This window comes from Pseudomonas sp. NY11955, assembly GCF_048068035.1.
Taxonomy (GTDB): domain Bacteria; phylum Pseudomonadota; class Gammaproteobacteria; order Pseudomonadales; family Pseudomonadaceae; genus Aquipseudomonas.
Genome location: NZ_JBLUPS010000012.1, coordinates 119,527 through 144,797, shown reverse-complemented (window position 1 = coordinate 144,797; position 25,271 = coordinate 119,527). Strand labels below are relative to the sequence as shown.

Below are 25,271 nucleotides of genomic sequence, written 5' to 3'. Positions count from 1 at the left end.
GGCAGAGTGAAAGCTGCCACTATCGCACAACCCAAATCTTCCGGGCTTGGGGTAATCTGTGAAATATTTTTCTGCACGGCCCGCACGCGATATGGACAGTTTCGACCAGCACATTCTTACCCTGCTTCAGCGCGATGCCTCGATCTCGCTGAAGGACCTGGCCGAGGCCGTCAACTTGTCCACGACGCCGTGCTGGAAGCGGGTCAAGCGCCTGGAGGAAGAAGGCTACATCCTCGGCCGTGTCGCCCTGCTCGACCCGGAGCGGCTGGGCTTGGGGCTTACCGTGTTCGTCCAGCTCAAGACCCAGCGTCACGACAGCGCCTGGCTGGAGCAGTTTGCCGCGACCGTGACGGGGTTCGAGGAAGTGATGGAGTTCTACCGCATGTCGGGGGACTGGGACTACATGCTGCGGGTGGTGGTGGGGGATATCGCGGCGTATGACCGGTTCTACAAAAAGCTGATTACCCGTACCGATGGGCTGTCGAACATTACGTCCAGCTTTGCCATGGAGCAGATGAAGTACACCACGGCCTACCCGGTGCATCGTTCCTGAATCGGCTCTGGATTCTTCGCGGGCAAGCCCGCTCCCACAGGTACAGCTCAGGCCTCGAACCTGTGGGAGCGGGCTTGCCCGCGAAGAGGCCGGTACAGGCAACCAATCAATCCGCTGCCAACACCGCCGCAATCCGGTTCCCCGCCTTGGCTTTCTCGACCTTGATCGCCACAAACTTCGACGTCGGCGTATAGGTCCCCTCGCCGTAGCTTTCCAGCGGCACCAGCGGGTTGGTCTCCGGGTAATACGCCGCCGCCTGCCCTTCTGGCACGTCATACGCCACCAGGCGGAAGCCTGAGACCCGCCGCTCCACGCCATCCTCCCACAGCGACACCAGATCGACGTGCTCGCCCGGCTCGAAGCCCAGGCGACGGATGTCGGCTTCGTTGACGAACACCACTTCACGCAGGCCGAACACCCCACGGTAGCGGTCGTCCAACCCATACAGGGTGGTGTTGTACTGATCATGCGAGCGCAAGGTCTGCAGGATCAGGTCCGGCTTGTCACCACGGGCCAGTACCTTGGCGTTGACCAATTCCTCAGGCAGCGCATGAGGCATGAACCGGGCCTTGCCCGTGGCGGTGCGGAAGTTGCGATCGGCGGCATTGTTACCCAGGTGGAAACCGCCAGGGCTATGCAGGCGTTCGTTGAAGCCAGTGAAACCAGGGATTACCTCGGCGATCATGTCGCGAATACGGCTGTAATCGGCCACCGCATATTCCCAGTCGATCGGCTGGTTGCCCAGTGTGGCCTTGGCCATGCCAGCGATGATCCACGGCTCCGAGCGCAGGTGCGGCGAGCGCGGGCGCAACTGGCCGTTGGAGATGTGCACCATGCTGAAGGTGTCCTCCACGGTCACGCCTTGCGGCCCTTCGGCCTGCAGGTCGATTTCGGTACGGCCCAGGCACGGCAGGATCAGCGCATCGCGGCCGGTGACCAGGTGCGAGCGGTTGAGCTTGGTGGAAATCTGCACGGTCAGCGCACAATTCTGCAGTGCCGCGTGGGTGCGCGGAGTGTCTGGGGTGGCTTGTGCGAAGTTGCCGCCCAGGCCGATGAACACCTTGGCCCGCCCCTCTTCCATGGCCTTGATCGCCAGCACCGCGTTGTGCCCGTGAGCACGCGGCACACGGAACTGGAAGCGCTTTTCGATGGCGTCGAGCAGCGCCGCCTTGGGCTTCTCGTCGATGCCCATGGTGCGGTCACCCTGCACGTTGCTGTGGCCACGCACCGGCGACAGGCCGGCGCCGGGCTTGCCGACGTTGCCGCGCAGCAGTTGCAGGTTGACGATTTCCTGCACGGTCGGCACCGAATGACGGTGCTGGGTGACGCCCATGGCCCAGCACATGATGACCCGCTCGGCCTTGCGGTACATGCGCGCAGCCAGCTCGATCTCGGCCAGGGTCAAGCCCGACTGCTTGACGATGTGCTCCCAGGAAGTGGCGTCCACCGCCGCCAGGTAGTCATCGACGCCGCTGGTGTGCTCGGCGATGAAGGCATGGTCGAACACCGCCGGCTCGCCCTTGGCCTGCGCCTCACGCTCCCATTGCAACAAATACTTGGCAATGCCGCGCATGGCGGCCATGTCGCCACCCAAGGCCGGGCGGAAATAGGCGCTGGAGGTCGGCTCGGAGCCGTTGCTGAGCATTTCAAAGGGGTGCTGCGGGTGCTGGAAGCGCTCCAGACCACGCTCTTTCAGCGGGTTGAAGCAAACCACCTGGGCACCGCGCTTGACCGCCTCACGCAGCGGTTCGAGCATGCGCGGGTGGTTGGTGCCGGGGTTCTGGCCGATGACGAAAATCGCGTCGGCCAGCTCCAGGTCGTGGAACACCACGGTGCCCTTGCCCACCCCGAGGGTTTCCGACATGCCCGCGCCGCTGGCCTCGTGGCACATGTTCGAGCAATCAGGGAAGTTGTTGGTGCCATAGGCACGCACAAACAGCTGGTAGAGGAACGCCGCCTCGTTGCTGGCCCGGCCCGAGGTGTAGAACTCGGCCTCATCTGGCGACTGCAGCGCCCGCAGGTGCCTGGCGACCAGCTCGAAGGCCTCCTGCCAGGTGGTTTCGACATAGTGGTCGGTCGCGGCGTCGTAACGCATCGGGTGCGTCAGGCGGCCCTGGTATTCGAGCCAGTAGTCGGTCTGGTCCTTCAGCGCGCTGACGCTGTACTTGGCGAAGAACGCCGGGTCCACCGAACGGCCGGTGGCCTCCCAGTTGACCGCCTTGGCGCCGTTTTCACAGAACTTGACCATGTCGCTTTCCGGCGACTCGCCCCAGGCGCAGCCGGGGCAGTCGAAGCCGCCGTTCTGGTTGGTCTTGAGCATGGCCCTCAGGTTCTTGAAGGCGTTTTCGCTGCCCAGCCAGCTTTTGGTCACGCTTTTGAGCGCCCCCCAGCCGGCGGCGGCGCCTTTGTAGTCCCTGATGTGTTCGTCCTGGCTCATGCGATGAATCCTCACGCTTCGATGCTTTTTTTCAGCCTATGGAGCGTGAGGTGGAGCGTCCAATCGAAAGATCTTACGGGGTGATAAACGCTCTCGATCACGGGCTGAAACCAGCGCCTGGCCATCATAGAGGCCATTGATCAATCAGTCGGGCAAAGCAATTTGACGGCCCTTCGGCCAGGTTATAGCTTGGAGTTGTGTCCAAACCCATTCGAGCGCGAACGTGGAACAGAACAGCCGGGCCCTGATCGACGGCTTCAACCGGAAAATCGACTACCTGCGGATGTCGGTCACTGACCGCTGTGACTTCCGTTGCGTGTACTGCATGGCCGAAGACATGCAGTTTCTGCCGCGCCAGCAAATCCTCAGCCTCGAAGAATTGTTCCAAGTGGCCGAGCGCTTCGTCGCCCTTGGCACCCGCAAGATCCGCCTGACCGGCGGCGAGCCACTGGTACGCCAGGGCATCGTCGAGCTGTGCGGGCGCATCGCCGCCCTGCCCGGCTTGCGCGAGTTGTGCATGACCAGCAATGGCTCGCAACTGGGGCGCCTGGCCCAGCCGCTGTTCGACGCCGGCGTGTCGCGCCTGAACATCAGCCTCGACAGCCTGGATGCCGAGCGTTTCAAGCAACTGACCCGTACTGGCGACCTGGCCCAGGTGATCGCCGGTATCGACGCCGCGCGCCAGGCCGGTTTCAAACGCACCAAGCTCAACTGCGTGGTACTCAAAGGCCGCAACGACCATGAACTGGTCGACCTGGTGCGCTTTGCCATCGACCGCGAGCTGGACATCACCTTCATCGAAGAAATGCCGCTGGGGGTCATCAATGAGCATGAGCGTGGCGAATCGTTCTGCTCCAGCGATGAAGTACGTGCACGCCTGGCCGATCAATTCACCCTGATCGAATCGACCGAGTCATCCCAGGGCCCCGCCCGCTACTGGCGCTTGGCCGAAGCGGCCAACACCCGGGTCGGCTTCATCTCACCCCACAGCCACAACTTCTGCGCCACCTGCAACCGTGTGCGCCTGACTGTCGAAGGCCGCCTGCTGCTGTGCCTGGGCAACGAGCACTCGGTAGACCTCAAGCATGTTCTGCGCGCCCACCCAGGCAACGCCGAACGCCTGGAAAAGGCCATCCGCGACTCGCTGCACCTCAAGCCCTACCGCCATCACTTCGAAGTCGGTGGCGAGGTGCAGATCCTGCGCTTCATGAACATGACCGGCGGCTGAACGGCTGTCTCTGGATTTCCATGATCGTCCACCCAACCCCCGATGTGCTGCGTGTGCTGTTCACCCTCAAGGGGTCGATCGTCAAGCGCATTGCCCTGCGTTGCCTGATGGTGACCCTGCTGGCCGCGCTGATCGTGCTGGTCGAGCGGCATTTCCCGGCGTTTTTCTACCCGGTCAGCGCCACGCCATTTACCTTGCTGGGCCTGTCGCTGTCGATCTTCATGAGCTTTCGCAACAACGCGTGCTACGACCGTTGGTGGGAGGGGCGCAAGGCCTGGGGCAAGCTGATCATCGAAACCCGTTCGTTCGTGCGTGAAAGCGTGGTCATTGCTGACCAGCAGCTGCGAGCCGAACTACTGCGCAGCCTGTGCGGCTACGCCCATGCGCTGAATGCCCGGCTGCGCAACGAGGACGACCTGGCGGCCGCCCGCCCCTGGCTGGCCCGGCCGGAGGCTATCAGCCCGCACAACGTGTGCGACGGCATCCTGCGGGAAATAGGCGAGCACTGCTCGCGCCTGGCCGAACGACAACAGATCAGTGATTGGCGCTACAGCCTGCTGGAACAGCGGCTGGTAGGCCTGACCGAGGTACAGGCCACCTGCGAGCGGATCAAGTTCACACCCTTGCCGTTCCCCTACACGCTGTTGCTGCACCGCACCATCTACATCTTCTGCATTCTGCTGCCCTTTGCCCTGGCCGAGCCGCTGGGCTGGCTGGCGCCGCTGTTCACCACCATCGTCGGGTACACGTTCTTCGGGCTGGATGCGATTGGCAACGAGCTGGAAGACCCGTTCGGGCGCGATGAGAACGATTTGCCGACCGATGCCATGGTGCGCACGGTGGAACGGGATATCTTGGCTGGGTTGGGAGAACAGCAGCTGCCGCCGGCGTTGTTGCCGGTAGGGTATGTGTTGAGCTGAGTAAAAGCGCTGTCCTGTGCTGGCCCTTTCGCGGGTGAACCCGCTCCCACAGCTACAGCGCTAGGTTCAAATGCAGTTGAGATCCTGTGGGAGCGGGTTTACCCGCGAAAAGGCCAGTGCACGATCAACCTCGGCTTGCGCAGGCCTCGATCGGCAGCAGGTGTTTGACGAAGTTGCACGGCCGGTGCCGTGCATCCAACTGCTCGGCCAAGATCCCCTCCCATGCAGTACGGCAGGCCCCGGTGGAGCCCGGCAGGCAGCACACCAACGTACGGTTGGACAACCCAGCCAATGCCCGGCTCTGCACGGTCGAGGTGCCAATGTCGAGAATCGACAACGCTCGGAACAGCTCGCCAAAGCCATCGATTCGCTTGTCCAACAGGCACTCGACCGCTTCTGGCGTGCTGTCGCGCCCGGTAAAGCCGGTTCCGCCGGTAATCAGCACCACTTGCACCTGCTCGTCGGCAATCCAGGTAGCCACCTGGGCGCGGATCTTGTACAGGTCGTCCTTGAGCAACGCCCGCGCCACCAGCCGGTGGCCGATCTCTACCGAGCGGCTGGCCAGCAGCTCGCCAGAGGTATCGTTGTCGTAGGTACGGGTGTCGCTGACAGTCAGCACGGCGATGTTCAGCGGTACGAAGACCGCATCGGGTTGGACGCGCACGGTAAAGCTCCTTGAATGGCATTGTCACCACGCTAGAGGCATGGCCCCGGGTGCGTCCAATCAATATGGCGTACCGGCCGATCAATGACATCTATCGCAGACGTGAGTTATGGTCTGCACAACAAGACGCCAGGCACTTCCATGGACATCAAGCAGCTCAAGTTCCTCATCGCCCTCGACCAGACCCGCCACTTCGGCCAGGCGGCGGCGCTCTGCCATATCACCCAGCCGACGCTGTCCATGCGCCTGCGCAACCTGGAAGACGAACTGGACCTGGTGCTGGTCAAGCGCGGCCAGCGCTTCGAAGGTTTCACCGAGGCCGGCGAGCGCATCCTGGCCTGGGCCCGCACCCTGCTCGCCGCCCACGACGGCCTGCAGGCCGAGGCTGCCAGTTGCCGCGGCCAGGTGGTCGGTAGCCTGCGCCTGGGCACGGTGCCGCTGGCCAGCTTCAACCCCATGCACCTGCTGCTGCCGCTGCGCGAAAAATACCCCGAACTGCACTTTCAGCTCAGCTCGCTGAGCTCCGAGCAGGTCATCGACGGCCTCAGCCGCAACCAGCTCGACCTGGGCATCTGCTACCTGGACCAGGTCAACACCAGCTTCTTCGAAGTGATCGAACTGGGCATTACCACCATGGGCCTGCTGCACGACACTCGGCACTTCCAGTTCGCCAGCGACACGCTGCGCTGGGACGAGCTTGCCAACCTTCCACTAGGGCTGTTGAGCAAAGGCATGCATTACCGCCAGTCGCTGGACCTGAGCTTGCGCAGCCGCGGCCTGGAGCCCAATGCGGTACTGGAAAGCGACTCGAGCTTCCAGCTGATCCAGGCGATCAACACCGGCATGTGCTGCGCGATCATGCCCCTGGACTGCGGCCTGGAAGACCTCAGCGAGCACCTGCGCATCCTGCCGGTGGCCGACGCCGCCATCCACAGCCCGGTCGGCCTGCTGCTGCGCCGCAGCGAGCCGCGTTCGGCAATTGCCGAACAGTGCTTTGCCGAGGCACGAGGGCTGTTTCAGGCCACCTGATCGGCAGTCGCCTGGCGGTATTGGCGCGGGGTGAAGCCGGTCAGTTGCTTGAACTGGCGGCTGAAGGCGCTGTGGTCGGTATAGCCGCAGCTCATCGCCACTTCGGTGATCGGCAGCGCCGAATGCAGCAGCCGGTGGGCGTGCTCCAGGCGCGCCTTGTGGATCATTTGCCGGGGCGTAAGGTGAAACACCCGTTTGCAGTAGCGCTCCAGCTGGGCCACGGAAATACCGGCGATGCGGGTCAGTTCGCCCATGCTGATCGGCTGGTGGAAATGCCCGCGGATGTACTCGTCCACCGCGGCCAGGCGCTGGTAGGCAGGGTGGCTGTCGGCAGCTGACTGCAGGTCGACCGAAATGCCGACCAGGCCGATGATTTCGCCGGCCTGATTGTACAGCGGGCGTTTGTGGGTCAGGCACCAGCCGGGCTCGCGGCTGCCGTACAGGTGCAGCTCCAACTGATCCTCCAGCACCAGGCCTTCCTTGAGTACCCGGCGGTCCTGCTCGGTGTAGCCAGGGCCCAGTTGTGCCGGGAACACCTCGGCGCTGGTCTTGCCCAACAAGGGCTGCAAGCGCTTGAGGCCGCAGCGCTGGACCAGGGTGTTGTTGGCCAGCACGTAGCGGGCGGCCGGGTCCTTGATGAAGATTGCGGCGTTGGGGATGGCGTCGAGGATCGGCAGCAGCAGGGATACACCGGCCAGCAAGGCTTCGAGGGTGGCGGGGCGATGCTGGTCGAGGGACTGGTACAGGGTTGCCAGGGGGGTGTCGGTCATCTGTCGGTTCTCTGCTGGCTGTGCCGGCCTCTTCGCAGCACAAGGCTGCTCCTACAGGGCAGTGAGGTCGCTGTAGGAGCAGCCTTGTGCTGCGAAGAGGCCGGCACTACCTCTACATCTCTCAAACCCTTATCCGGTATGGCCTTCAGCCTATCCCCGAGCTTTTCGCCTTACCACTTCTTTTCTGCAACTGTGCCGATTTCGTCATCCCCTCTGCAGAAAACCATCAAGAACCGCTGCCCCGACCGGTTCACTCTATGCCCCACGCAAGCCGCCCAAGTCCTACAAGAGCGCGGCCCACAAAGCCGCATCTCGTGACATCAGACCTGCCTATCCAATAACCAACAAAAAGGCGAACCCATGTCAGGCAAATTCAAAAAACAGTTATCACTGCTGGACCTCACCTTCATCGGCCTAGGTGCCATCTTCGGCTCCGGCTGGCTGTTCGCCGCCAGCCACGTCTCGGCTATCGCCGGCCCGGCCGGCATCCTTTCCTGGTTCCTTGGCGGGTTCGCCGTTCTGCTGCTGGGCATCGTCTACTGCGAACTGGGCGCCGCCTTGCCCCGCGCCGGTGGCGTGGTGCGCTACCCGGTGTATTCGCACGGCCCGCTGCTGGGCTACCTGATGGGCTTCATCACCCTGATCGCCTTCTCCAGCCTGATCGCCATCGAAGTGGTCGCCTCACGCCAATACGCCGCCGCCTGGTTTCCCGGGTTGACCAAGGCCGGCTCCAGTGACCCGACCGTGCTCGGCTGGCTGGTGCAGTTCGCCTTGCTGGGGCTGTTCTTCTTCCTCAACTACCGCAGCGTGAAAACCTTCGCCAAGGCCAACAACCTGGTCAGCGTATTCAAGTTCATCGTGCCGCTGCTGGTGATCGGCGTGCTGTTCACCTTTTTCAAACCGGAAAACTTCGAGGTTCAGGGCTTTGCCCCGTTCGGCCTGTCCGGGGTGGAAATGGCGGTATCCGCCGGTGGCATCATTTTCGCCTACCTGGGCCTGACGCCGATCATTTCGGTGGCCAGCGAAGTGAAGAACCCACAACGCACCATCCCGATTGCACTGATCTTGTCGGTGCTGCTGTCCACCGCCATCTACGCCCTGCTGCAACTGGCCTTCCTCGGTAGCGTGCCCACCGAAATGCTGGCCAACGGCTGGGCCAGCGTGACCAAGGAGCTGGCCCTGCCCTACCGTGATATCGCCCTGGCCCTGGGTGTGGGCTGGCTGGCCTACCTGGTGGTGGCCGACGCGGTGATCTCGCCCAGCGGCTGCGGCAACATCTACATGAACGCCACCCCCCGCGTGGTCTATGGCTGGGCGCAGACCGGCACCTTCTTCAAGTACTTCACCCGCATCGACGCAGAGTCCGGCATCCCACGCCCGGCGCTGTGGCTGACCTTTGGCCTGTCGGTGTTCTGGACCCTGCCGTTCCCGTCGTGGGAAGCGCTGATCAACGTGGTATCGGCTGCCCTGGTACTGAGCTACGCCGTCGCCCCGGTCACCGTCGCCGCCCTGCGCCGCAACGCCCCGGACATGCCGCGCCCGTTCCGGGTCAAGGGCATGGGCGTGCTCGGCCCACTGTCGTTCATCATCGCCGCGCTGATCGTGTACTGGTCGGGCTGGAACACCGTGTCGTGGTTGCTGGCCCTGCAGATCGTGATGTTCGTGCTGTACCTGCTGTGCGGCCGCTTCGTGCCCACCCAACACCTGTCGCTGGCCCAGCAAGTACGCTCGTCGGCGTGGCTGATCGGCTTTTACGCGGTGACCATTTTGCTGTCGTGGCTGGGCAGCTTCGGCGGCCTGGGCGTGCTAGGCCACCCGTTCGACACCGTGGCCGTGGCCGCCTGCGCGCTGGGCATCTACTACTGGGGTGCCGCCACTGGCGTACCTGCGCACCTGGTGCGCCTGGAAGGCGAGGACGAAAGCGAAGCCAGCGCTGAAGCCTATGCCGACCACCCTGCCGCCGTCGCTTCCTGATCTTTACGCAAGGGACAAGCCCATGAAACAGATTCACGTCATCGACTCCCACACTGGCGGCGAACCAACTCGCCTGGTGCTCAAGGGCTTCCCGCAACTGCACGGCCGCAGCATGGCCGAACAGCGCGACGAGCTGCGCGAGCTGCACGACCCGTGGCGCCGCGCCTGCCTGCTGGAACCACGCGGCAACGATGTGCTGGTCGGCGCGCTGTACTGCCCGCCAGTTTCGGCCGACGCCACCTGCGGGGTGATCTTCTTCAACAACGCCGGCTACCTGAACATGTGCGGCCACGGCACCATCGGCCTGGTGGCCTCGCTGCAGCACCTGGGCCTGATCGCACCGGGCGAGCACAAGATCGACACGCCGGTCGGCCAGGTCAGCGCCACCCTGCATGAAGACGGCGCCATCACCGTGGGCAACGTGCCCGCCTACCGCTACCGCCAGCAGGTGGCGGTGGACGTGCCTGGCCATGGCGTGGTGCGCGGCGACATCGCCTGGGGCGGCAACTGGTTTTTCCTTGTTTCCGAGCATGGCCAGCGCATCGAACTGGATAACCGCGAGGCGCTGACCGAGTACACCTGGGCCATGCTCAAGGCCCTCGAAGCGCAAGGCATTACCGGCGAAAACGGCGCGCCCATCGACCACGTCGAGTTGTTCGCCGACGACGCCAACGCCGACAGCCGCAACTTCGTGATGTGCCCCGGCAAGTCCTACGACCGCTCGCCCTGCGGCACCGGCACCAGCGCCAAGCTGGCCTGCCTGGCCGCCGACGGCAAGCTTGCCGAAGGCCAAACCTGGGTGCAGGCCAGTATCACCGGCAGCCAGTTCCATGGCCGCTACGAGCGCGACGGCGAACGCATTCGCCCGTTCATCACCGGCCGCGCCTACATGACCGCCGACAGCACCCTGCTGATCGACGAACAGGACCCTTTCGCCTGGGGCATCTGACCCTCGGCCTTTTTCCGACTGAATATTGCTAGGAGTGATCACAATGACTGACAACATCTTCACCGGCACCATGCCCGCCCTGATGACCCCGTGCACCGCCGAGCGCAAACCGGATTTCGACGCCCTAGTGCGCAAAGGCCGCGAGCTGATCGAGGCCGGCATGAGCGCCGTGGTGTACTGCGGTTCGATGGGCGACTGGCCGCTGCTGACCGAGGCCGAACGCCAGGAAGGCGTGGCGCGCCTGGTGGCCGCCGGCATTCCGACCATCGTCGGCACCGGCGCGGTGAACACCCGTGAAGCGGTGTCCCATGCCGCCCACGCCGCCAACGTCGGCGCCGCCGGCCTGATGGTCATCCCCCGCGTGCTCAGCCGTGGTGCGTCGCTGATCGCCCAGAAGCACCACTTCTCGGCCATTCTTGCCGCCGCGCCGAAGCTGCCGGCGGTGATCTACAACAGCCCCTACTACGGCTTCGCCACCCGCGCCGACCTGTTCTTCGAGCTGCGCCGCGAATTCCCCAACCTGATCGGCTTCAAGGAATTCGGCGGCGGCGCCGACCTGCGCTATGCCGCCGAGCACATCACCTCCAAGGATGACGATGTCACCCTGATGGTCGGCGTCGACACCCAGGTGGTGCATGGCTTCGTCAACTGCAACGCCACCGGCGCCATCACCGGCATCGGCAACGCCCTGCCCCGTGAAGTGCTGCAACTGGTGAGCCTGAGCAAGCAGGCCGCCAAGGGCGACGCCCGTGCCCGTCGCCTGGCGCGCGAGCTGGAGGCGGCGCTGGCGGTGCTGTCGTCGTTCGATGAGGGCTGCGACCTGGTGCTGTATTACAAGCACTTGATGGTGCTCAACGGCGACACCGAATACAGCCTGCACTTCAACGAAACCGATGTGCTGACCGACGCCCAGCGCAACTATGCCGAGCAGCAGTACGCGCTGTTCCGCAGCTGGTATGCGAGCTGGTCGGCCGAGCAGAACCTGGCCTGACGCCGCCACGGCTTTCTCTGTGGGAGCGGGCTTGCCCGCGAACACCGGCGAAGCCGGTGCCAGGCACCGAGTCGCCTGCTTCGCGGGCCCGCCCGCTCCCACAGGTTAAGCAGCACACCCTTGCAACAGCATGTGATTTCCCAAGGAGGCTCCATGACCCTGACAGGCAACCTGCTGATCGGCCAGACGCCGGTAACCGGCAGCCGCGAAGCCATCCACGCCATCGACCCGGCCACCGGCCTGGCGCTGGAACCCGCCTACCTCGGCGGCACCGGCGAACACGTGGCCCAGGCTTGCGCCCTGGCCTGGACGGCGTTCGATGCCTACCGCGAAACCTCGCTCGAACAACGGGCACAGTTCCTCGAAACCATCGCCGCGCAGATCGAAGCCCTCGGCGATGCCCTGATCGACCGCGCCGTGGCCGAGACCGGCCTGCCCAAAGCGCGCATCCAGGGCGAGCGTGGCCGCACCTGCACCCAGTTGCGCACCTTCGCCCGTGTGGTGCGGGCCGGCGAATGGCTCGACGTGCGGGTCGACAACGCCCTGCCCGACCGCCAGCCCCTGCCCCGCGCCGACCTGCGCCAGCGCCAGGTAGCCTTGGGGCCGGTGGCGGTGTTTGGCGCCAGCAATTTCCCCTTGGCCTTCTCGGTGGCCGGTGGCGACACAGCCTCGGCACTGGCCGCCGGCTGCCCGGTGGTGGTCAAGGCTCACAGTGCCCACCCCGGCACCAGCGAACTGGTCGGCCAGGCGGTGGCACAAGCCGTGAAGCAATGCGGCTTGCCAGCCGGCGTGTTTTCGCTGCTGTACGGCTCGGGCCGTGAAGTGGGCATTGCCCTGGTCAGCGACCCGCGTATCAAGGCCGTTGGCTTCACCGGCTCGCGCAGCGGTGGCGTGGCGCTGTGCCAGGCCGCCCAGGCGCGCCCGGAACCCATCCCGGTGTATGCCGAAATGAGCTCGATCAACCCGGTGTTCCTGTTCGATGCCGCCCTGCAGGCCCGTGCCGAAGCACTGGCACAAGGTTTCGTCGCCTCCCTGACCCAGGGCGCCGGCCAGTTCTGTACCAACCCCGGCCTGGTCATTGCCCGCCAGGGGCCGGCGTTGCAGCGGTTCATCACGGCAGCCAGCGGGCATGTGCAGCAGGCCGCCGCGCAAACCATGCTCACCCCAGGCATCTTCGCTGCCTACCAGGCCGGCGTCGCGGCCCTGGCGGGCAACGACAATGCCCAGGCCGCAGCCAGTGGCCAAGCGGGCCAGGGCCCCAACCAATGCCAGGCACAGCTGTTCGTCACCCAGGCCGAAGCCTTCCTAGCCGACTCGGCGTTGCAAGCTGAAGTGTTCGGCGCAGCGTCGCTGGTGGTTGCCTGCGACAGCGATGAGCAGGTGCGCCAGGTTGCCGAACACCTGGAAGGCCAACTGACCGCCACCCTGCAACTGGAGGAGGCCGACATCGACAGCGCTCGCGCCCTGCTGCCAACCCTCGAGCGCAAAGCCGGGCGTATTCTGGTCAATGGTTGGCCGACCGGCGTCGAGGTTTGCGATGCGATGGTGCATGGCGGGCCATTCCCAGCCACCTCCGATGCCCGCACCACCTCGGTGGGCACGGCAGCGATCCTGCGGTTCCTGCGCCCGGTGTGCTACCAGGACTTCCCCCGATGCCCTGCTGCCGCAGGCGTTGCAGCACGGTAACCCGCTGCGGCTGCGGCGCCTGCTTGACGGTAAACGGGAAGGCTGAGCATGGTCGAAACCGCTGAAACCGATATCGCCGTGGTGGGTGCCGGCATCGTCGGCGTCGCCTGCGCCCTGCAGCTGGCCCGCCAGGGCCGCCGGGTAACGCTGATCGACCGCCAGGCGCCAGGCCTTGGTGCGTCCTACGGTAACGCCGGGCACCTGGCCACCGAACAAGTGTTCCCGATTGCCGACCTGTCAATCCTCAAGCGCTTGCCCCGCATGCTGCTGGACCCCATGGGCCCACTGCGGCTGGACTGGAAATACCTGCCCAAGGCCATGCCATGGTTCACCCGGCTGCTGCTCAACCTGCGCCCGGCGCCATTCCAGCGCAGCGTGGCCGGCATCCGCACGTTGAACGAACCCAGCTTGAGCGCCTGGCAGCGGTTGCTGGGTTCGATCGGGCGCAGCGAACTGTTCCAGGAAGATGGCTCGCTGCTGGTGTTCGAGCGGCCCGAGTCACGCCAGGCGCTGGAGGCATTGCGCGCGCGCATGCAACAGCAGGCAGTGCCCGTGGATTTCTGGTCGGCGGACACCGTACGCGAAGCGGCGCCACAACTGAGCCCGTCTTTGCTGGGCGGGCTGTTTTTTCCGAAGACTGGGCATTTCATCGACCCGTTCCGTGTAGTCTGCGAGCTGTTCGAAGCGGCCAAGGCCAATGGCGTGCGTTTTGTCCAGGCGCAGGTCGATGGCGGGCAGTTACACAGCGGCGGGGTCAGCCTGGCCAGCGACCAAGGCCCGCTCAATGCCCGCCAGGTGCTGATCAGCTGTGGTGCGCATTCAGCTCGGTTGACTAGCGCACTGACTGGCAAACGGGTGCCGCTGGATACCGAGCGTGGCTACCACCTGATGCTGCCAGGTGAGCACCAACGCTTGCCGTTTGCGGTCACTTCGCTGGAGCGCAAGTTCATCATGACGCCCATGGCCGACGGCTTGCGCCTGGCTGGCACGGTGGAGTTCGCCGGGCTGGAGGCACCGCCGAGCATGCAACGGGCATGGCAGTTGCACCGGTTGAGCAAGGGGTTGTTCCGGCGCGACTTGAGTACCGAAGGGGCGACACCGTGGATGGGCTTGCGGCCTTCGCTGCCCGACTCGTTGCCGGTGATCGATCGGGTGTGCGATGGGCGGGTGCTGCTGGCGTTTGGGCATCAGCACTTGGGATTGACCCAGGCGGCAGTGACGGCGGAATGGGTGGGGCGGTTGGCTGAGCGGGCCGGAGGGGCTGAGATGGGCGCCTACCGGTTGGATCGGTTTTAGGTGCTTGGGGCCGCTGTGCGGCCCATTCGCGGCGCAAGGCCGCTCCTACAAAGTGCACACGATCCCCTGTAGGAGCGGCCTTGCGCCGCGAATGGGCTGCGCAGCAGCCCCGGCATCCTCAGCGATAACGCTCAAGCCAGTGCGCATAGGGTGCTGGCAAGGTCCAGGAAGCTTTCTCGACCCCGAGTTCCTTGGCGGCAAAGTAAGCCCAGTGCGGGTCGGCCAGGTGCGCGCGCCCTACCGAAACCAGATCCAGCTGGTTGGCCTGCAACGCGGCCTCGGCCAGCTGCGGCGTGCCAAAGCCCCAGGCCGACGTCACCGGCAGCTTCGCTTCGCGGCGCACACGCTCGGCAATCGGCCCCATGAACGCCGGGCCCCATGGGATGTTGGTGTCGGGGATGGTGAAGCCGACACTCACGCTCAGCAGGTCCAGGCCACCGGCCTTGAAGCGGCGCGCCAGCTCGATCGACTCTTCCAGGGTCTGCTCATCGCGGCCATCGTATTCCAGCACACCAAAGCGCGCGGTCAGCGGCAGGTTCTCCGGCCACACTTCACGCACCGCGGCCAGGGTTTCCAGCAAGAAGCGGCTGCGGTTGTCGAAGCTGCCGCCGTAGGCATCGGTACGCTTGTTGGAATGCTCGGAGAAGAAGCTCTGGCCCAGGTAGCCATGGGCAAAGTGCAGCTCGATCCACTCGAAGCCGGCATCGCGCGCACGGCGGGCGGCATCGACGAAGTCCTGCTTGACCCGGGCGATGTCGTCCAGGGTCATTTCGCGCGGCACTTTCGGCAAGTGCGCACCAAACGCGATGGCCGACGGGGCGATGGTTTCCCAGCCACGGGCATCGTCGGCGGCAATATGGTCGTCACCTTCCCAGGGGCGGTTGGCGCTGGCCTTGCGCCCGGCATGGGCGATCTGGATACCCGGTACGGAACCGGCAGCCTTGATCGCCTGCACCACCGGCACGAAAGCCTGGGCGTGGGCATCGCTCCAGATACCGGCGCAACCGGGGGTGATGCGCCCTTCCGGCGCCACCGCTGTGGCCTCGACCACCAACAGACCGGCACCACCACGGGCCAGGCCGGCCAGGTGCACGTGGTGCCAGTCGTTGATCATGCCGTCTTCGGCCATGTACTGGCACATTGGTGGAATGGCAATGCGGTTACGCAGGGTGACGTCTTTGAGGGTGTAGGGTTCGAACAGTGCGGACATGGGAAACTCCGGGTTCATCTGAATACTGTTGTTCGATCATAATCGAACTATGGCAATTAATGAAACCCCCGTTATCATGCGAGCCATGCGAGCCTATAAACATCCCAACCCTGAAGACCTGATCCTCGAACGCCTGCTCTATGCGCTCAGCGACCCCGTGCGCCTGGAAATCGTCCGCCATCTGGCCGGCGTGGCAGAAGCCAGTTGCGGCGAACTGGACGGGGGCCGCCCGAAATCGAGCATGTCCCACCACTTCCGCGTATTGCGTGATGCCGGGTTGGTGCAAACCCGCAATGTGGGCACTACCCATATGAATTCGCTGCGTAGCGAAATGCTGGGTGAGCGGTTCCCCGGGTTGCTGGAGTGCATCCTGCGCCAGCAATGATGCCTTCAAGCCTGACACGTCCCCGGTGGGAGCGGGCAAGCCCGCGAAGAGGCCGGTGCAGCCGCTATCTATCCTGCTTTTTGCCCAGGGCAAAGCGGCACACCTGCCCGCCCCTGAGCATGCATTCTTCATGGCTGACTTCAGCCCCACCCAGCGCGCCGATCAGCGCCAGATCGAGCTCGCACACCACCGGGTGCGCCTTGGCCAGATGATGGAACACACAATTGTGCGCCACGATCTGCGGCTCCCCCGCCGAGCGGAAGAACACCTGCGCTTCATAGCCGGCATCGTTCATATGCTCGACGATGCGTGCTTCGTCCACCACCTTGTGTTCGAGGTCAGCCGCCAACTTGCGCCCCAGTTGGCGCATCAGCGCCAGCAACGCCTCTTGGCCTAGCAAACCTGCCACCTCACCAATCAGTAGATTGGCCAGCAGTGGGTACTGACGGGGGAACTGTTCGCGGGCAAGGTCCGTCAGCTCATGCAGCTGCTCTGGGCGCCGCCCGGTAGGCCGGGTGGCGCCGCGCTTGACCAGGCCATCACGCTCTAGCGCCGCCAGGTGCTGGCGCACCGCCGTGCGGGTAATGGCCAGGGCCTGCGCCAAGTCGTCGATGCTCATGCCGGCGGGCTGATGCAGCAACGCGTGGAGCAGGTCCCGTTGGGTACGGCCCAGGCCTTCGAGCATCAGAACTTGTCCGGGAATTGTTTGACCAACGCCGCGGCGAGGGCGTCGGACAGGGTCAGGATATGCTCGCGCATCATCCCCCAGGTACGCGCTTCGCCCGCGTAGTCACCGGCCGCCAGCTGGTCGATCTGCGCCACATGGTGGCCGCCATGGGCACTGAGCAGCGTCAGCAAGGTCGCCTCGGGCAAGTTCGGGTTGGCTTTGGCCAGGAATGCAGCGATGGCCTTGGCATTGCTGGTCAGCTCGCCGACGGCAGCTTGCTGGCCTTTGTTGTCCTTGGCCACAGTGGCGTCGCTGTAGTGCTTGATCGCGCCCCAGTGGCCAGCCAGCAGTTTCAGCAACTGGTCGGCAGCGGGCTGGCCATATAACGGCGCGATGCTGTTGGCGATTCGCGTGGCGTCGCTGACCACTTCGTTGGCCGCGACTTCAGCTTGTTTGGCGTTGCCGGCCTGGTTGGCCACGGCGTAGTTGCGGACCCAGAAAATGTGCTCGACCCACAGGTCGCGCAGGGCCATGCGCGTGGTCATTGCAGCGGATTCGGCGGGTTTGCTGGCGGGGGTCGGGGTGGAGTAGCTCTGGCTCCATGCCGGCTGGGCGCACAGGGCGAGCAGCAGTAAGGCGGCAATCTTGGTGTTCATGACGGCACCCTCCTGGAGGGATCGACTGACAAGATTAATTTAAGCATCAAAATATGTTTTTATTGGTCTGCGAACAGGTTTCCGATCAGTGGTTTCCTGTGCGGGCCCCTTCGCAGCACAAGGCTGCTCCTACACAGGCGAACGTTACCCTCTGGTAGGAGCAGCCCTGTGCTGCGAAGGGGCCCGCACAGGCAACAAAAAAGCCACGAGGTTTCCCCCGTGGCTTCTTTCACAACAATGGCCCGTTACAGCGCCATGTCGTTCTCAGGCTTGCTTTCGACCGGCTGGCTAGCCGCGCCACCGAAATCGACGCTGGCGTCGATCACCGGCGGTTTTTCCAGCTGCAGCACTTCTGCGGTGTAGTTCCACTCTTTCTGGGTGGCCGCTGCCGAGTCGTTCAGCTTGGTGCCGTAGCTCGGCACGATTTCCTTGATCTTGGCCTGCCACTCTGGGGTAGCGACCTTCTCCTTGAACACGGTTTCCAGCACGTTCAGCATGATCGGCGCAGCCGTCGAAGCACCCGGCGAGGCGCCCAGCAGGCCAGCGATGGTGCGGTCTTCGGAGGCCACCACTTCGGTGCCCAGCTTCAGCACGCCGCCCTTCTCGGCATCACGCTTGATGATCTGCACGCGCTGGCCGGCCTGCCACAGGCGCCAGTCTTCCTTCTTGGCATTCGGGAAGTAGGTGCGCAGCGCTTCGAAGCGGTCATCGTCAGACAGCATCAGCTGGCCGGCGAGGTACTCGACCAGCGGATACTGCTCGATACCGACCTTGGTCATCGGCCACACGTTGTGAGTGGTGGTGCTGCTCAGCAGGTCCAGGTACGAACCGTTCTTCAGGAACTTGGTCGAGAAGGTGGCGAACGGGCCAAACAGGATCACGCGCTTGCCGTCCAGCACGCGGGTGTCCAGGTGCGGTACCGACATGGGCGGCGCACCGGTCGAGGCGATGCCGTAGGCCTTGGCCATGTGCTGCATGGCCACGGTCGGGTTCTCGGTCACCAGGAACGAACCACCTACCGGGAAGCCTGCGTACTCCTTGGCTTCAGGAATGCCCGACTTCTGCAGCAGCTTCAGTGCGCCACCGCCGGCACCGATGAACAGGAACTTGGCATCGGTGGCCGACTCGGTACCGTCCTTCAGGTTCTTGTACTCGACGTGCCAGGAGCCGTCCTCGTTGCGGGTGATGTCCTGCACTTCGCTGGACAGCTTCAGGTCGAAGCCTTTCTGGGTTTGCAGGTGGCCAACGAACTGGCGGGTGATCTCGCCGAAGTTGACGTCGGTGCCGATTGGCGTCCAGGTGACCGCCAGCTTCTGGTTCGGGTCACGGCCTTCCATCATCAGCGGGACCCACTTGGCGATCTGCGCGTGGTCCTCGGAGTACTGCATCGGCCGGAACAGCGGGCTGGCCTGCAGTGCGTCGTAGCGCTTCTTCAGGAACTTGATGTTGTCATCGCCCCACACGAAGCTCATGTGCGGAGTGGTGTTGATGAACGAGTGTGGGTTCTTCAGCACGCCCTGGCGAACCTGCCACGACCAGAACTGGCGGGAGATCTGGAAGGCTTCGTTGATTTCGATGGCCTTGGAGATGTTGACGTTGCCGTCTTTGTCTTCCGGGGTGTAGTTCAGCTCGGCCAGCGCGGAGTGGCCGGTACCTGCATTGTTCCAGCCGTTGGAGCTTTCTTCGGCCACGCCGTCCAGGCGCTCGACCATCTCCATCGACCAGCTTGGCTCCAGCTCGTGCAGCCACACGGCCAGGGTGGAGCTCATGATGCCGCCGCCGACCAGCAGCACGTCTACTTTCTTGGTTTCTGCGGCGTGCGCTTGCATGACGCTTGCAGCGACTGCCAGACCCAGCAAGGTCTTGCCAGCTTTCTTGAACATTGATCAATTCCAGTCAGGAGAACAGAGTGAGGGCCTGTGGCTGGCCCCGGTAAAACGTGTTCTTCAGCGCAGGCTTGTTGTTGATCATTGTTCAGCAGCCAGAGAACCAGAAAACGACTCGGCCTATTGTCGAATTGACCGACAAGGCTGAATCGTTTTTCCGATTGTATCTGAATTGCCAGCACAAACAAATTGCAGGTCCTTGCGTCAAGGCGACGGGTTGCCCCAGCGGCAGATTGTCACGTAAAAAACAAAAACCCCCGGTCATGTACATGCCCGGGGGCCTTGGATCACGCCGCAAGCGTCGCGATCAGGGTACCGCCAAGATTACTGCTGCTGAGGCAGTTTATCGATCGGGCCGCAGCCACCGATGATCTTGGAGATGGAAACCGAAGGGTGGAACAGGTAGTCGTAGGTGCAGTTTTTAGGTTGGTTGTAAACCTGGCCAGTGCAACCCGACAGCAGGGCAACACCCGAAACGACGGCAACGGCAACGGTGGCCTTGAACAGCTTTTTCATTACTCAGTCCTTTAAATGAATCATCTTCGGCCATCGTCTGATGGCGGCCGGATGATACAGAACCTGAGCATTGGATCCAAGTCGCGGGCGGCATTGATGCTTTGCGTGTATGCAACAACCGGTTGTAAAGCACGCAGTTGGCGACGATAGTCATACTTTGCCTTCGCACTGCCCAACAGGAGTTCACCATGCTTGGCGTTACCGACTACGGCGCATTCGTCATCGCCTTCATCATCCTCCTGGCCATCCCCGGCCCGGGCAATTTTGCGCTGATCACTGCCACCGGCAAGGGCGGTATCAAGGCAGGCCTGGCCGCTACCTTCGGGGTGATCGTAGGTGACCAGGTGTTGTTGTGGCTGGCGGTGGCCGGCGTCGCCACCTTGCTGGCCGCCTACCCTGCAGCCTTCCATGTGGTGCAGTGGGCGGGCGCCGGGTACCTGGCCTACCTGGGTTTACGCATGCTGCTGAGCAAACCGAGTGACGCGCCGCGCACCAGCCGCATGGACAACGGCCAGTACCTGCGCCAGACCATGCTGATAACCTTGCTCAACCCCAAGGCGATCATGTTCTACATGGCGTTCTTCCCACTGTTCATCGACCCGTTGCAACACCAGGGGTTGGTGACGTTCGGCTTCATGGCCGCGACAGTGGCGGTGATCACGTTCCTGTACGGGCTGATTGCCGTGGTGCTGACCCACCGGCTGGCCGAACGCATGCGCGCCAACCCGCGGATCGCCAATATGCTCGAGAGATTGGCGGGGGCTTGCCTGGTAGGGTTCGGCATTAAACTGGCCGCGATGCGCTGAGGGCATGATCGGCACGCCCCCCGTAGGAGCAGCCTTGTGCTGCGAAATGGCCAACACGTATGTACTGCCGGTCAGGGCCTCTTCGCAGCGCAAGGCTGCTCCTACAAAGGCCTTGCAAACCTGAAAGCGACTGTAAAAAAAGCCCCCGGCAACTCGAAGTTCCCGGGGGTTTGTTCAACCAACCATTACCCAGTCAATTGGTTTCCAGTTGATATGCCTTGCTCACGAACAACGCCGCAAACAGGCTCTTGCCTTCCTTGAAGGTGTACTGCTCTTCGAACTTGCCTTCCTCGACCAGCTTCTGCCCGATGGCACATTCCGAGTCGCTGTGGCTCTTGCCCTTGGCGCCGAAATCACTGCTCCACGACGACAAGCCAACTTCTGCGCAGAACGCCGCGAACTTCGCCTTCGGTACCTGCTGCTGGAAGTCGCTGAAAGCCTCTTTCAACGGCTTGAAGCCGCTATAGCTCACGCTGTAGTTCTCAACCTTGGCCTTGCGCGCAAAGCCACTTACCGCTTCGGCCAAAACGGCCTGGCCGGTGTACGGGCTGTATGCCCCGATCAGCATGGCGCTCAAGGCACTCTTGAGCTGGGTTTCGACATCGTCCAGTTCAGGCAGCGACTGGAAGTCGGCCTTGCGCACGATCTCCCCCACCTTGGAGCCGTCGTTGCGATGGGTCACGACAAACGCCATCGAGCCTTCACCGTCACTGGAACGCTTGATCGTGAAGTCCAGGTCGACCGTGGTGCCAAAATCACCCGTGCTGCTGACCAGGAACGCACCAGTCACCGGCTGGCGCACCGCCATGTTGGCCCCCCAGTCGAAGCTCGACTCCGTGGCCCGGCCATTGGCGGCCAGCTCGGCGCGCGGCTGGATTTCGTCGCTGACATCAGCCACCAGCACCACTTCAGCGCCCTTGCTGGCCACGAAGGGGTTGCCCATCTGCATGCCGAGCAGTTGGATGTGAATGCTGCCGTCCTTGCTGTCGCCGTCGTGGGCCAGCTTCAGCGCATCCGCCTTCAGGTACACACCGCCCACATTGCGGCTGACATTGAGCTGGTACTTGGCCCAACCCGCCAGGCCATCTTCCGCCGAACTGCCGCGAACCGATTCCATCAGGCCCGACAGGCCACGCATGAACTGCTGGGCGCCATTGGTCTGCGCCGCGGCGACGCGGATTTCGGGATCGGCGACGGTCAGGTTGCCTGAAAATGCCGAGTAGGAAATGTCGCCCTCAGCCAGTACGTCCTCAAGGAAATAGCGCTCCTTGAAATCGTCGTAGTAAGCCAGCGCAGCCTTCTTGCCCGAGCTGGAGACCATCGCATAGCCACCGCCGAGCACCAGCACCGCCGCGGCTACACCGCCAATCAGCAGCTGCTTCTTGTTCATCTGTTTGATCATGGTGTTTGCCTCACTGGACCATGGCGGAAGCGTTGTTCCAGTCGTTCACGTACTTTTGGGAGACCTCGGGGGTCCAGCTGAAATCGATACCGGCGTTGGGGAACTCCTTGGCCAGTACGGCACCGAACGACACGCGATCGGCACAGTGGTCCTGCTGGCAGGCCTCGGGCTCACCTGCACTGTAGGCACGGTAGGTGGGCACGGCGCGGCCATCGTCCAGCGGGTAGTACGGCGTGGCATTGGCCACCTGGGTCACGTACCAGCCTTCGCTGTATTCCTCGTCCGCCACCAGGCGGCCTTTGCTCGGGAAGTCGAGGGTGAAGAAGTCGCCCTTTTTGCCGGTGACGTGCACCATCATCGGCGCAACGCGGGCCGAGGTCGCAGGGTTTTGCTGCTCCAGCGGCGAAGCGAAGCGCACCTTGATGCCGGCCATCTGCGCCAGGGCCTCGGTTTCGCGCCCCTTGAAATCGCTCATGCCGTCTTGCAACTGCTGGTAGCGTTCCAGCACACGGGTGTGCACGTGGGCCAGTTCCTGTTGGCGCTGACGCTCTTCACGCACACGCTGCTGCTCACGCTGAACCGCCCAGTTGGCACCATCGCGCACATCGAAGAACAGGCCTTGGCGGTTGATGCCGATGCGGTTGCGGGTGATCTTCTGTGCGTCGTTGCCCCACATGCTGTTCGAAATCGCCGACAGGTTCTTGACGATGAACAGATTGGCCACATCGGTGGTGGTCGGCGAGGTGGTCTTGATCAGCTCGAAGATTTCCACCGCGGCTTCCTTGTACTTGGCCGCGTCCAGGGCGAACGACTCGTCAGGCGTGACGGCCACGTAGTAAGGGTCGCTGCCGAACGGGCGCAGCACACCGTAACTGGAGCGGGTGAAGGTCAGGTAAACCTTCATCTGCCGGGAAGGGATTTCGCCAACCAGGAACGCAGCCTGGTCAGCATCCGCCGTGAGGTAGGAAACAGCCTTGTCTTTTACCGCAGCTTCAAGGTTCTTGTTGAAGATCAAGCCGCTCGGGTGAGCGTATACGCGGGTCCAGTTATCACCACGGTAGGTGCCCACGGCCTTCCAGCTGATTTTTTCGAAATTGCCTTCGCCAAAGCCCGACGCCGGGCACGGCATGGCCGGAGTGGTGCCGAACGACAGGGTATCGCCATTGCTGATGATTTCGCGGCTGAGCACCCATTTGCAGCCCGCGCCGTCCGTTACCTGCATCAGGTTGCGGTTCTCCAGCACCACGCTGCGGCCAAAGTCCGAGGTAGGCGCTGCGGCTACGGCAGCGGCCGGGGCTGGAACGGGCGGAGCGACAGGCGCTGCGACCGGGGCTTCGGCAGGCGGCACCGGTGCGGGCTCTGCTGCGACAGCTGGAGCTGGCACGGGGGCCGGCTCTGCTTTCGCAGGCGCTGCTTCGGCTATCGCAGGGGCCGGCTCAGGGGTTGGCGCGGCGGCGGGAGCGGGGGCAACGGCTGCCGGCGTTTCTGTCGGCGTAGGCGTAGCCGGAGCGGGTGCTGGGGCAGCGGCAACAGGCGCGGCGGCCAACGTCACCAGGCCCAGGTTGGTAGCATTGCCGGAACCGCTGGCGTAGAGATTGCCTTTGGCATCAACGGCTTTCCAGCTCACCTTGGCCGTCGAGCAATCCTTGGCGAACACGAACGGCAGCTTGGTCAGCAGGCCGGACAGCAACTCCTGATTGTCCCAGGCCGGGCGGGTGATGGTCAGTTCGACCTCGGGTTTGCACCAGGTGGTGGCGTCCCCGGGCACTTCGACCTTGATGTTTTCTTTCTTCGAGAAGGCCAGCTCGTGGGCGAACGCCTGCGGTACCAGACCACAAGCGCCGATCACTGCCAGCGCGAGCGCGTGCTTTTTCATGGAATTCCTCAGATCAGTTCCCAGGTGCCGTTGGCTTGCTTGCAGAAGGTGTTCTGCTCTTGCTCAGTCTTGCCGCTTTGCGATTTCAGGCTGACCGTGACCGGGCGGCAGGCGGCTTCGGCGGCGACCGTTTCGGTCGGCAGCGACTGCAGCGAGTCCAGGTCGAAGCCTTGGGTTTCCTTGCTGGCGGCAACGTCCAGCTCATCCAGGTTCACTGCCGGCGTCACGCGCTTGGCCACGGCCTGCGCCTTGGGCTCGACATAGTTCTTGTGCACATAACCCACGGTCACGCCCTTGCGCCCGACCAGGATCCAGTCACCGGTGGAGCCGACGGCGGTGAACTCGGTGTGGTTCTTCAGGCTGCCGACTTTTTCGCCGCTCTGGTTGGGTGCGGCGCGTACATTCAGGTTGTCGCTGATGGTCACGTACGGTTCGTTGATCAGCTTCATCGACGGCACCGCCTGGATCTTCGGCGCGCGCTTGACCTCGACCTTCTTGGTCTGGGTGTATTCCTTGCCCGGCACGATCTGCGCGGTGGCGCCCGAGTGGTCGGACTTCCAGGTAACCGGTTGGGCGCTGGCGGTAGCCTGCTGCTGGCTCAGCACTTCCTGGGTACGCAGCGCCAGGGCCTGTTGGTCCTTCTCGTCCAGCATGTGGCCGATGCGGTTGCCCACGTAGGCGCCAATGCCACCGGCGATCAGGGCTGCGGCGATCTTGCCGTTGCCACTGCCCATGGTCGAACCGATGGCCACACCGGCCAGGCCACCAATCACGGTGCCCGCTTGCTCTTTGCTGATCCCGAGCTGTGCACAGGCCGTGGTAGAGGCGATGGCGACCGCCAGAAGGGACGCGACGAATTTCTTACGCAAGTGGAGCACTCCATTTTCGGTGGGGCGCACAGCCGCGTACCGCAGCCAGGCTCTGGCGGCAGCATTGGAAGTTGTGCGGGGATTTCAGAGAGGGGGCAGCACTGACCGCGAACGGCAATTCAGCCGTCCAGCGAAGGGCGCAAAGGGAGACCAGTACGGCGCGAAGCATCCAACGAATCCATGTCAGGAAGAGTTCATCGCCCAGCGCGCGTAATCATTACGGCGTTTGGCCTGGGCGTGAGTGGCGTATTAGCGGGCGCATTGTAGCGCAAGGTGCCATTGACAGTTCAAGACAAAATGTTGCGAGAAACCGCTCTAGAGCAGGCCGTGATTCATGGAATGGAGGCGGTCCACGGACTGGTCGAGTCGGCATCGATGCCATTGCAAATGCCGACCTTGCATTAGCAGGCCCGGCCTCTTCGCGGGCTCGCCCGCTCCCACAGGGTTCTCACTGCCCTCACGTTGTGCACTGTACCGGTGGGAGCTGATGGACGGTGACCA

General features: G+C 63.6%; 21 protein-coding genes and 1 pseudogene. 11 read left to right on the top strand and 11 right to left on the bottom strand.

The window, feature by feature from the left end; translation table 11 throughout:
* Window positions 1-91 precede the first annotated feature (91 nt).
* On the top strand, window positions 92-553 hold the full coding sequence (locus ACNFBR_RS21595; RefSeq protein WP_016498365.1) for an Lrp/AsnC family transcriptional regulator: 462 nt from the start codon (window positions 92-94) through the stop codon (window positions 551-553).
* Window positions 554-659: 106 nt separating this feature from the next.
* Here ACNFBR_RS21595 and ACNFBR_RS21590 read toward each other — a convergent pair whose 3' ends face one another.
* Window positions 660-2,990: an FdhF/YdeP family oxidoreductase gene (locus ACNFBR_RS21590; protein ID WP_416736691.1), complete on the bottom strand. Its 2,331-nt coding sequence runs from the start codon at window positions 2,988-2,990 to the stop codon at window positions 660-662.
* Window positions 2,991-3,213: 223 nt separating this feature from the next.
* Between ACNFBR_RS21590 and moaA the strand changes: the two genes are divergently transcribed.
* Complete coding sequence (gene moaA / locus ACNFBR_RS21585) at window positions 3,214-4,218, top strand: GTP 3',8-cyclase MoaA (RefSeq protein WP_416736690.1); 1,005 nt, start codon at window positions 3,214-3,216, stop codon at window positions 4,216-4,218.
* A gap of 20 nt (window positions 4,219-4,238) precedes the next feature.
* On the top strand, window positions 4,239-5,138 hold the full coding sequence (locus ACNFBR_RS21580) for a bestrophin family protein (protein WP_416736689.1): 900 nt from the start codon (window positions 4,239-4,241) through the stop codon (window positions 5,136-5,138).
* Between the two features lie 124 nt (window positions 5,139-5,262).
* On the opposite strand, the gene moaB is transcribed toward ACNFBR_RS21580, so the two are convergent.
* On the bottom strand, window positions 5,263-5,802 hold the full coding sequence (gene moaB / locus ACNFBR_RS21575; protein ID WP_043204243.1) for a molybdenum cofactor biosynthesis protein B: 540 nt from the start codon (window positions 5,800-5,802) through the stop codon (window positions 5,263-5,265).
* 141 nt (window positions 5,803-5,943) lie between these two features.
* Here moaB and ACNFBR_RS21570 point away from each other — a divergent pair, with 141 nt between their 5' ends.
* Window positions 5,944-6,831, top strand: coding sequence for a LysR family transcriptional regulator (locus ACNFBR_RS21570; protein WP_416736729.1), 888 nt, complete (start codon window positions 5,944-5,946; stop codon window positions 6,829-6,831).
* Here the strand turns inward: ACNFBR_RS21570 and ACNFBR_RS21565 are convergent.
* The gene (locus tag ACNFBR_RS21565; RefSeq protein WP_416736688.1) at window positions 6,819-7,601 is read right to left on the bottom strand and encodes a helix-turn-helix domain-containing protein; all 783 of its coding nucleotides are present in this window, start codon (window positions 7,599-7,601) and stop codon (window positions 6,819-6,821) included. The genes ACNFBR_RS21570 and ACNFBR_RS21565 overlap by 13 nt on opposite strands.
* 360 nt (window positions 7,602-7,961) lie before the next feature.
* Between ACNFBR_RS21565 and ACNFBR_RS21560 the strand changes: the two genes are divergently transcribed.
* The 5 genes and pseudogenes from ACNFBR_RS21560 to ACNFBR_RS21540 all read left to right on the top strand — a co-directional run bounded on the left by ACNFBR_RS21560 (window position 7,962) and on the right by ACNFBR_RS21540 (window position 14,497).
* On the top strand, window positions 7,962-9,575 hold the full coding sequence (locus ACNFBR_RS21560) for an APC family permease (protein ID WP_416736687.1): 1,614 nt from the start codon (window positions 7,962-7,964) through the stop codon (window positions 9,573-9,575).
* A gap of 22 nt (window positions 9,576-9,597) precedes the next feature.
* Window positions 9,598-10,524: a 4-hydroxyproline epimerase gene (locus ACNFBR_RS21555; RefSeq protein WP_416736686.1), complete on the top strand. Its 927-nt coding sequence runs from the start codon at window positions 9,598-9,600 to the stop codon at window positions 10,522-10,524.
* A gap of 43 nt (window positions 10,525-10,567) precedes the next feature.
* Window positions 10,568-11,515: a dihydrodipicolinate synthase family protein gene (locus ACNFBR_RS21550; RefSeq protein WP_416736685.1), complete on the top strand. Its 948-nt coding sequence runs from the start codon at window positions 10,568-10,570 to the stop codon at window positions 11,513-11,515.
* A gap of 153 nt (window positions 11,516-11,668) precedes the next feature.
* A pseudogene (locus ACNFBR_RS21545) lies at window positions 11,669-13,247 on the top strand (aldehyde dehydrogenase (NADP(+))).
* Window positions 13,248-13,249: 2 nt separating this feature from the next.
* Complete coding sequence (locus ACNFBR_RS21540; RefSeq protein WP_416736684.1) at window positions 13,250-14,497, top strand: NAD(P)/FAD-dependent oxidoreductase; 1,248 nt, start codon at window positions 13,250-13,252, stop codon at window positions 14,495-14,497.
* Window positions 14,498-14,615: 118 nt separating this feature from the next.
* Here ACNFBR_RS21540 and xenA read toward each other — a convergent pair whose 3' ends face one another.
* Window positions 14,616-15,707, bottom strand: a complete 1,092-nt coding sequence (gene xenA / locus ACNFBR_RS21535; protein WP_010952388.1) for a xenobiotic reductase XenA — start codon at window positions 15,705-15,707, stop codon at window positions 14,616-14,618.
* 49 nt (window positions 15,708-15,756) lie between these two features.
* Between xenA and ACNFBR_RS21530 the strand changes: the two genes are divergently transcribed.
* The gene (locus ACNFBR_RS21530; protein ID WP_416736683.1) at window positions 15,757-16,092 is read left to right on the top strand and encodes an ArsR/SmtB family transcription factor; all 336 of its coding nucleotides are present in this window, start codon (window positions 15,757-15,759) and stop codon (window positions 16,090-16,092) included.
* A 64-nt stretch (window positions 16,093-16,156) separates the two neighbouring features.
* Here ACNFBR_RS21530 and ACNFBR_RS21525 read toward each other — a convergent pair whose 3' ends face one another.
* From ACNFBR_RS21525 to ACNFBR_RS21510, 4 genes are all read right to left on the bottom strand, one after another.
* A complete protein-coding gene (locus ACNFBR_RS21525; protein WP_416736682.1) occupies window positions 16,157-16,777 on the bottom strand; it encodes a helix-turn-helix transcriptional regulator in 621 nt (206 codons plus the stop codon).
* Window positions 16,777-17,415, bottom strand: coding sequence for a hypothetical protein (locus ACNFBR_RS21520; RefSeq protein ID WP_416736681.1), 639 nt, complete (start codon window positions 17,413-17,415; stop codon window positions 16,777-16,779). Before ACNFBR_RS21520 ends, ACNFBR_RS21525 begins: the two co-directional genes overlap by 1 nt.
* Before the next feature lie 245 nt (window positions 17,416-17,660).
* Complete coding sequence (gene mqo, locus ACNFBR_RS21515; protein ID WP_416736680.1) at window positions 17,661-19,298, bottom strand: malate dehydrogenase (quinone); 1,638 nt, start codon at window positions 19,296-19,298, stop codon at window positions 17,661-17,663.
* 327 nt (window positions 19,299-19,625) lie between these two features.
* Window positions 19,626-19,817 (bottom strand): YhfL family protein, encoded by a 192-nt coding sequence (locus ACNFBR_RS21510; protein ID WP_003254720.1) that lies wholly within the window; start codon window positions 19,815-19,817, stop codon window positions 19,626-19,628.
* A 188-nt stretch (window positions 19,818-20,005) separates the two neighbouring features.
* Here ACNFBR_RS21510 and ACNFBR_RS21505 point away from each other — a divergent pair, with 188 nt between their 5' ends.
* On the top strand, window positions 20,006-20,623 hold the full coding sequence (locus ACNFBR_RS21505) for a LysE family transporter (RefSeq protein WP_416736679.1): 618 nt from the start codon (window positions 20,006-20,008) through the stop codon (window positions 20,621-20,623).
* A 193-nt stretch (window positions 20,624-20,816) separates the two neighbouring features.
* Here the strand turns inward: ACNFBR_RS21505 and ACNFBR_RS21500 are convergent, their stop codons facing one another.
* Genes ACNFBR_RS21500 through ACNFBR_RS21490 form a run of 3 tightly spaced genes read right to left on the bottom strand, consistent with a single transcriptional unit; the run spans window position 20,817 to window position 24,770 of the window.
* Window positions 20,817-22,025 carry a hypothetical protein gene (locus tag ACNFBR_RS21500; protein WP_416736678.1) on the bottom strand — a complete coding sequence of 403 codons (1,209 nt, stop codon included), beginning with the start codon at window positions 22,023-22,025 and terminating at the stop codon, window positions 20,817-20,819.
* 10 nt (window positions 22,026-22,035) lie between these two features.
* Window positions 22,036-23,901 carry a hypothetical protein gene (locus ACNFBR_RS21495; protein ID WP_416736677.1) on the bottom strand — a complete coding sequence of 622 codons (1,866 nt, stop codon included), beginning with the start codon at window positions 23,899-23,901 and terminating at the stop codon, window positions 22,036-22,038.
* A gap of 8 nt (window positions 23,902-23,909) precedes the next feature.
* On the bottom strand, window positions 23,910-24,770 hold the full coding sequence (locus ACNFBR_RS21490; protein ID WP_416736676.1) for an SH3 domain-containing protein: 861 nt from the start codon (window positions 24,768-24,770) through the stop codon (window positions 23,910-23,912).
* Between the last annotated feature and the right edge of the window lie 501 nt (window positions 24,771-25,271).

Bases quoted from the DNA above. Each gene is read 5' to 3' on its own strand.
- ACNFBR_RS21595 (WP_016498365.1), top strand. From the start codon at position 92: ATGGACAGTTTCGACCAGCACATTCTTACCCTGCTTCAGCGCGATGCC.
- ACNFBR_RS21590 (WP_416736691.1), bottom strand. From the start codon at position 2,990: ATGAGCCAGGACGAACACATCAGGGACTACAAAGGCGCCGCCGCCGGC.
- ACNFBR_RS21580 (WP_416736689.1), top strand. From the start codon at position 4,239: ATGATCGTCCACCCAACCCCCGATGTGCTGCGTGTGCTGTTCACCCTC.
- ACNFBR_RS21570 (WP_416736729.1), top strand. From the start codon at position 5,944: ATGGACATCAAGCAGCTCAAGTTCCTCATCGCCCTCGACCAGACCCGC.
- ACNFBR_RS21565 (WP_416736688.1), bottom strand. From the start codon at position 7,601: ATGACCGACACCCCCCTGGCAACCCTGTACCAGTCCCTCGACCAGCAT.
- ACNFBR_RS21560 (WP_416736687.1), top strand. From the start codon at position 7,962: ATGTCAGGCAAATTCAAAAAACAGTTATCACTGCTGGACCTCACCTTC.
- ACNFBR_RS21555 (WP_416736686.1), top strand. From the start codon at position 9,598: ATGAAACAGATTCACGTCATCGACTCCCACACTGGCGGCGAACCAACT.
- ACNFBR_RS21550 (WP_416736685.1), top strand. From the start codon at position 10,568: ATGACTGACAACATCTTCACCGGCACCATGCCCGCCCTGATGACCCCG.
- ACNFBR_RS21540 (WP_416736684.1), top strand. From the start codon at position 13,250: ATGGTCGAAACCGCTGAAACCGATATCGCCGTGGTGGGTGCCGGCATC.
- xenA (WP_010952388.1), bottom strand. From the start codon at position 15,707: ATGTCCGCACTGTTCGAACCCTACACCCTCAAAGACGTCACCCTGCGT.
- ACNFBR_RS21530 (WP_416736683.1), top strand. From the start codon at position 15,757: ATGGCAATTAATGAAACCCCCGTTATCATGCGAGCCATGCGAGCCTAT.
- ACNFBR_RS21525 (WP_416736682.1), bottom strand. From the start codon at position 16,777: ATGCTCGAAGGCCTGGGCCGTACCCAACGGGACCTGCTCCACGCGTTG.
- ACNFBR_RS21520 (WP_416736681.1), bottom strand. From the start codon at position 17,415: ATGAACACCAAGATTGCCGCCTTACTGCTGCTCGCCCTGTGCGCCCAG.
- mqo (WP_416736680.1), bottom strand. From the start codon at position 19,298: ATGTTCAAGAAAGCTGGCAAGACCTTGCTGGGTCTGGCAGTCGCTGCA.
- ACNFBR_RS21510 (WP_003254720.1), bottom strand. From the start codon at position 19,817: ATGAAAAAGCTGTTCAAGGCCACCGTTGCCGTTGCCGTCGTTTCGGGT.
- ACNFBR_RS21505 (WP_416736679.1), top strand. From the start codon at position 20,006: ATGCTTGGCGTTACCGACTACGGCGCATTCGTCATCGCCTTCATCATC.
- ACNFBR_RS21500 (WP_416736678.1), bottom strand. From the start codon at position 22,025: ATGATCAAACAGATGAACAAGAAGCAGCTGCTGATTGGCGGTGTAGCC.
- ACNFBR_RS21495 (WP_416736677.1), bottom strand. From the start codon at position 23,901: ATGAAAAAGCACGCGCTCGCGCTGGCAGTGATCGGCGCTTGTGGTCTG.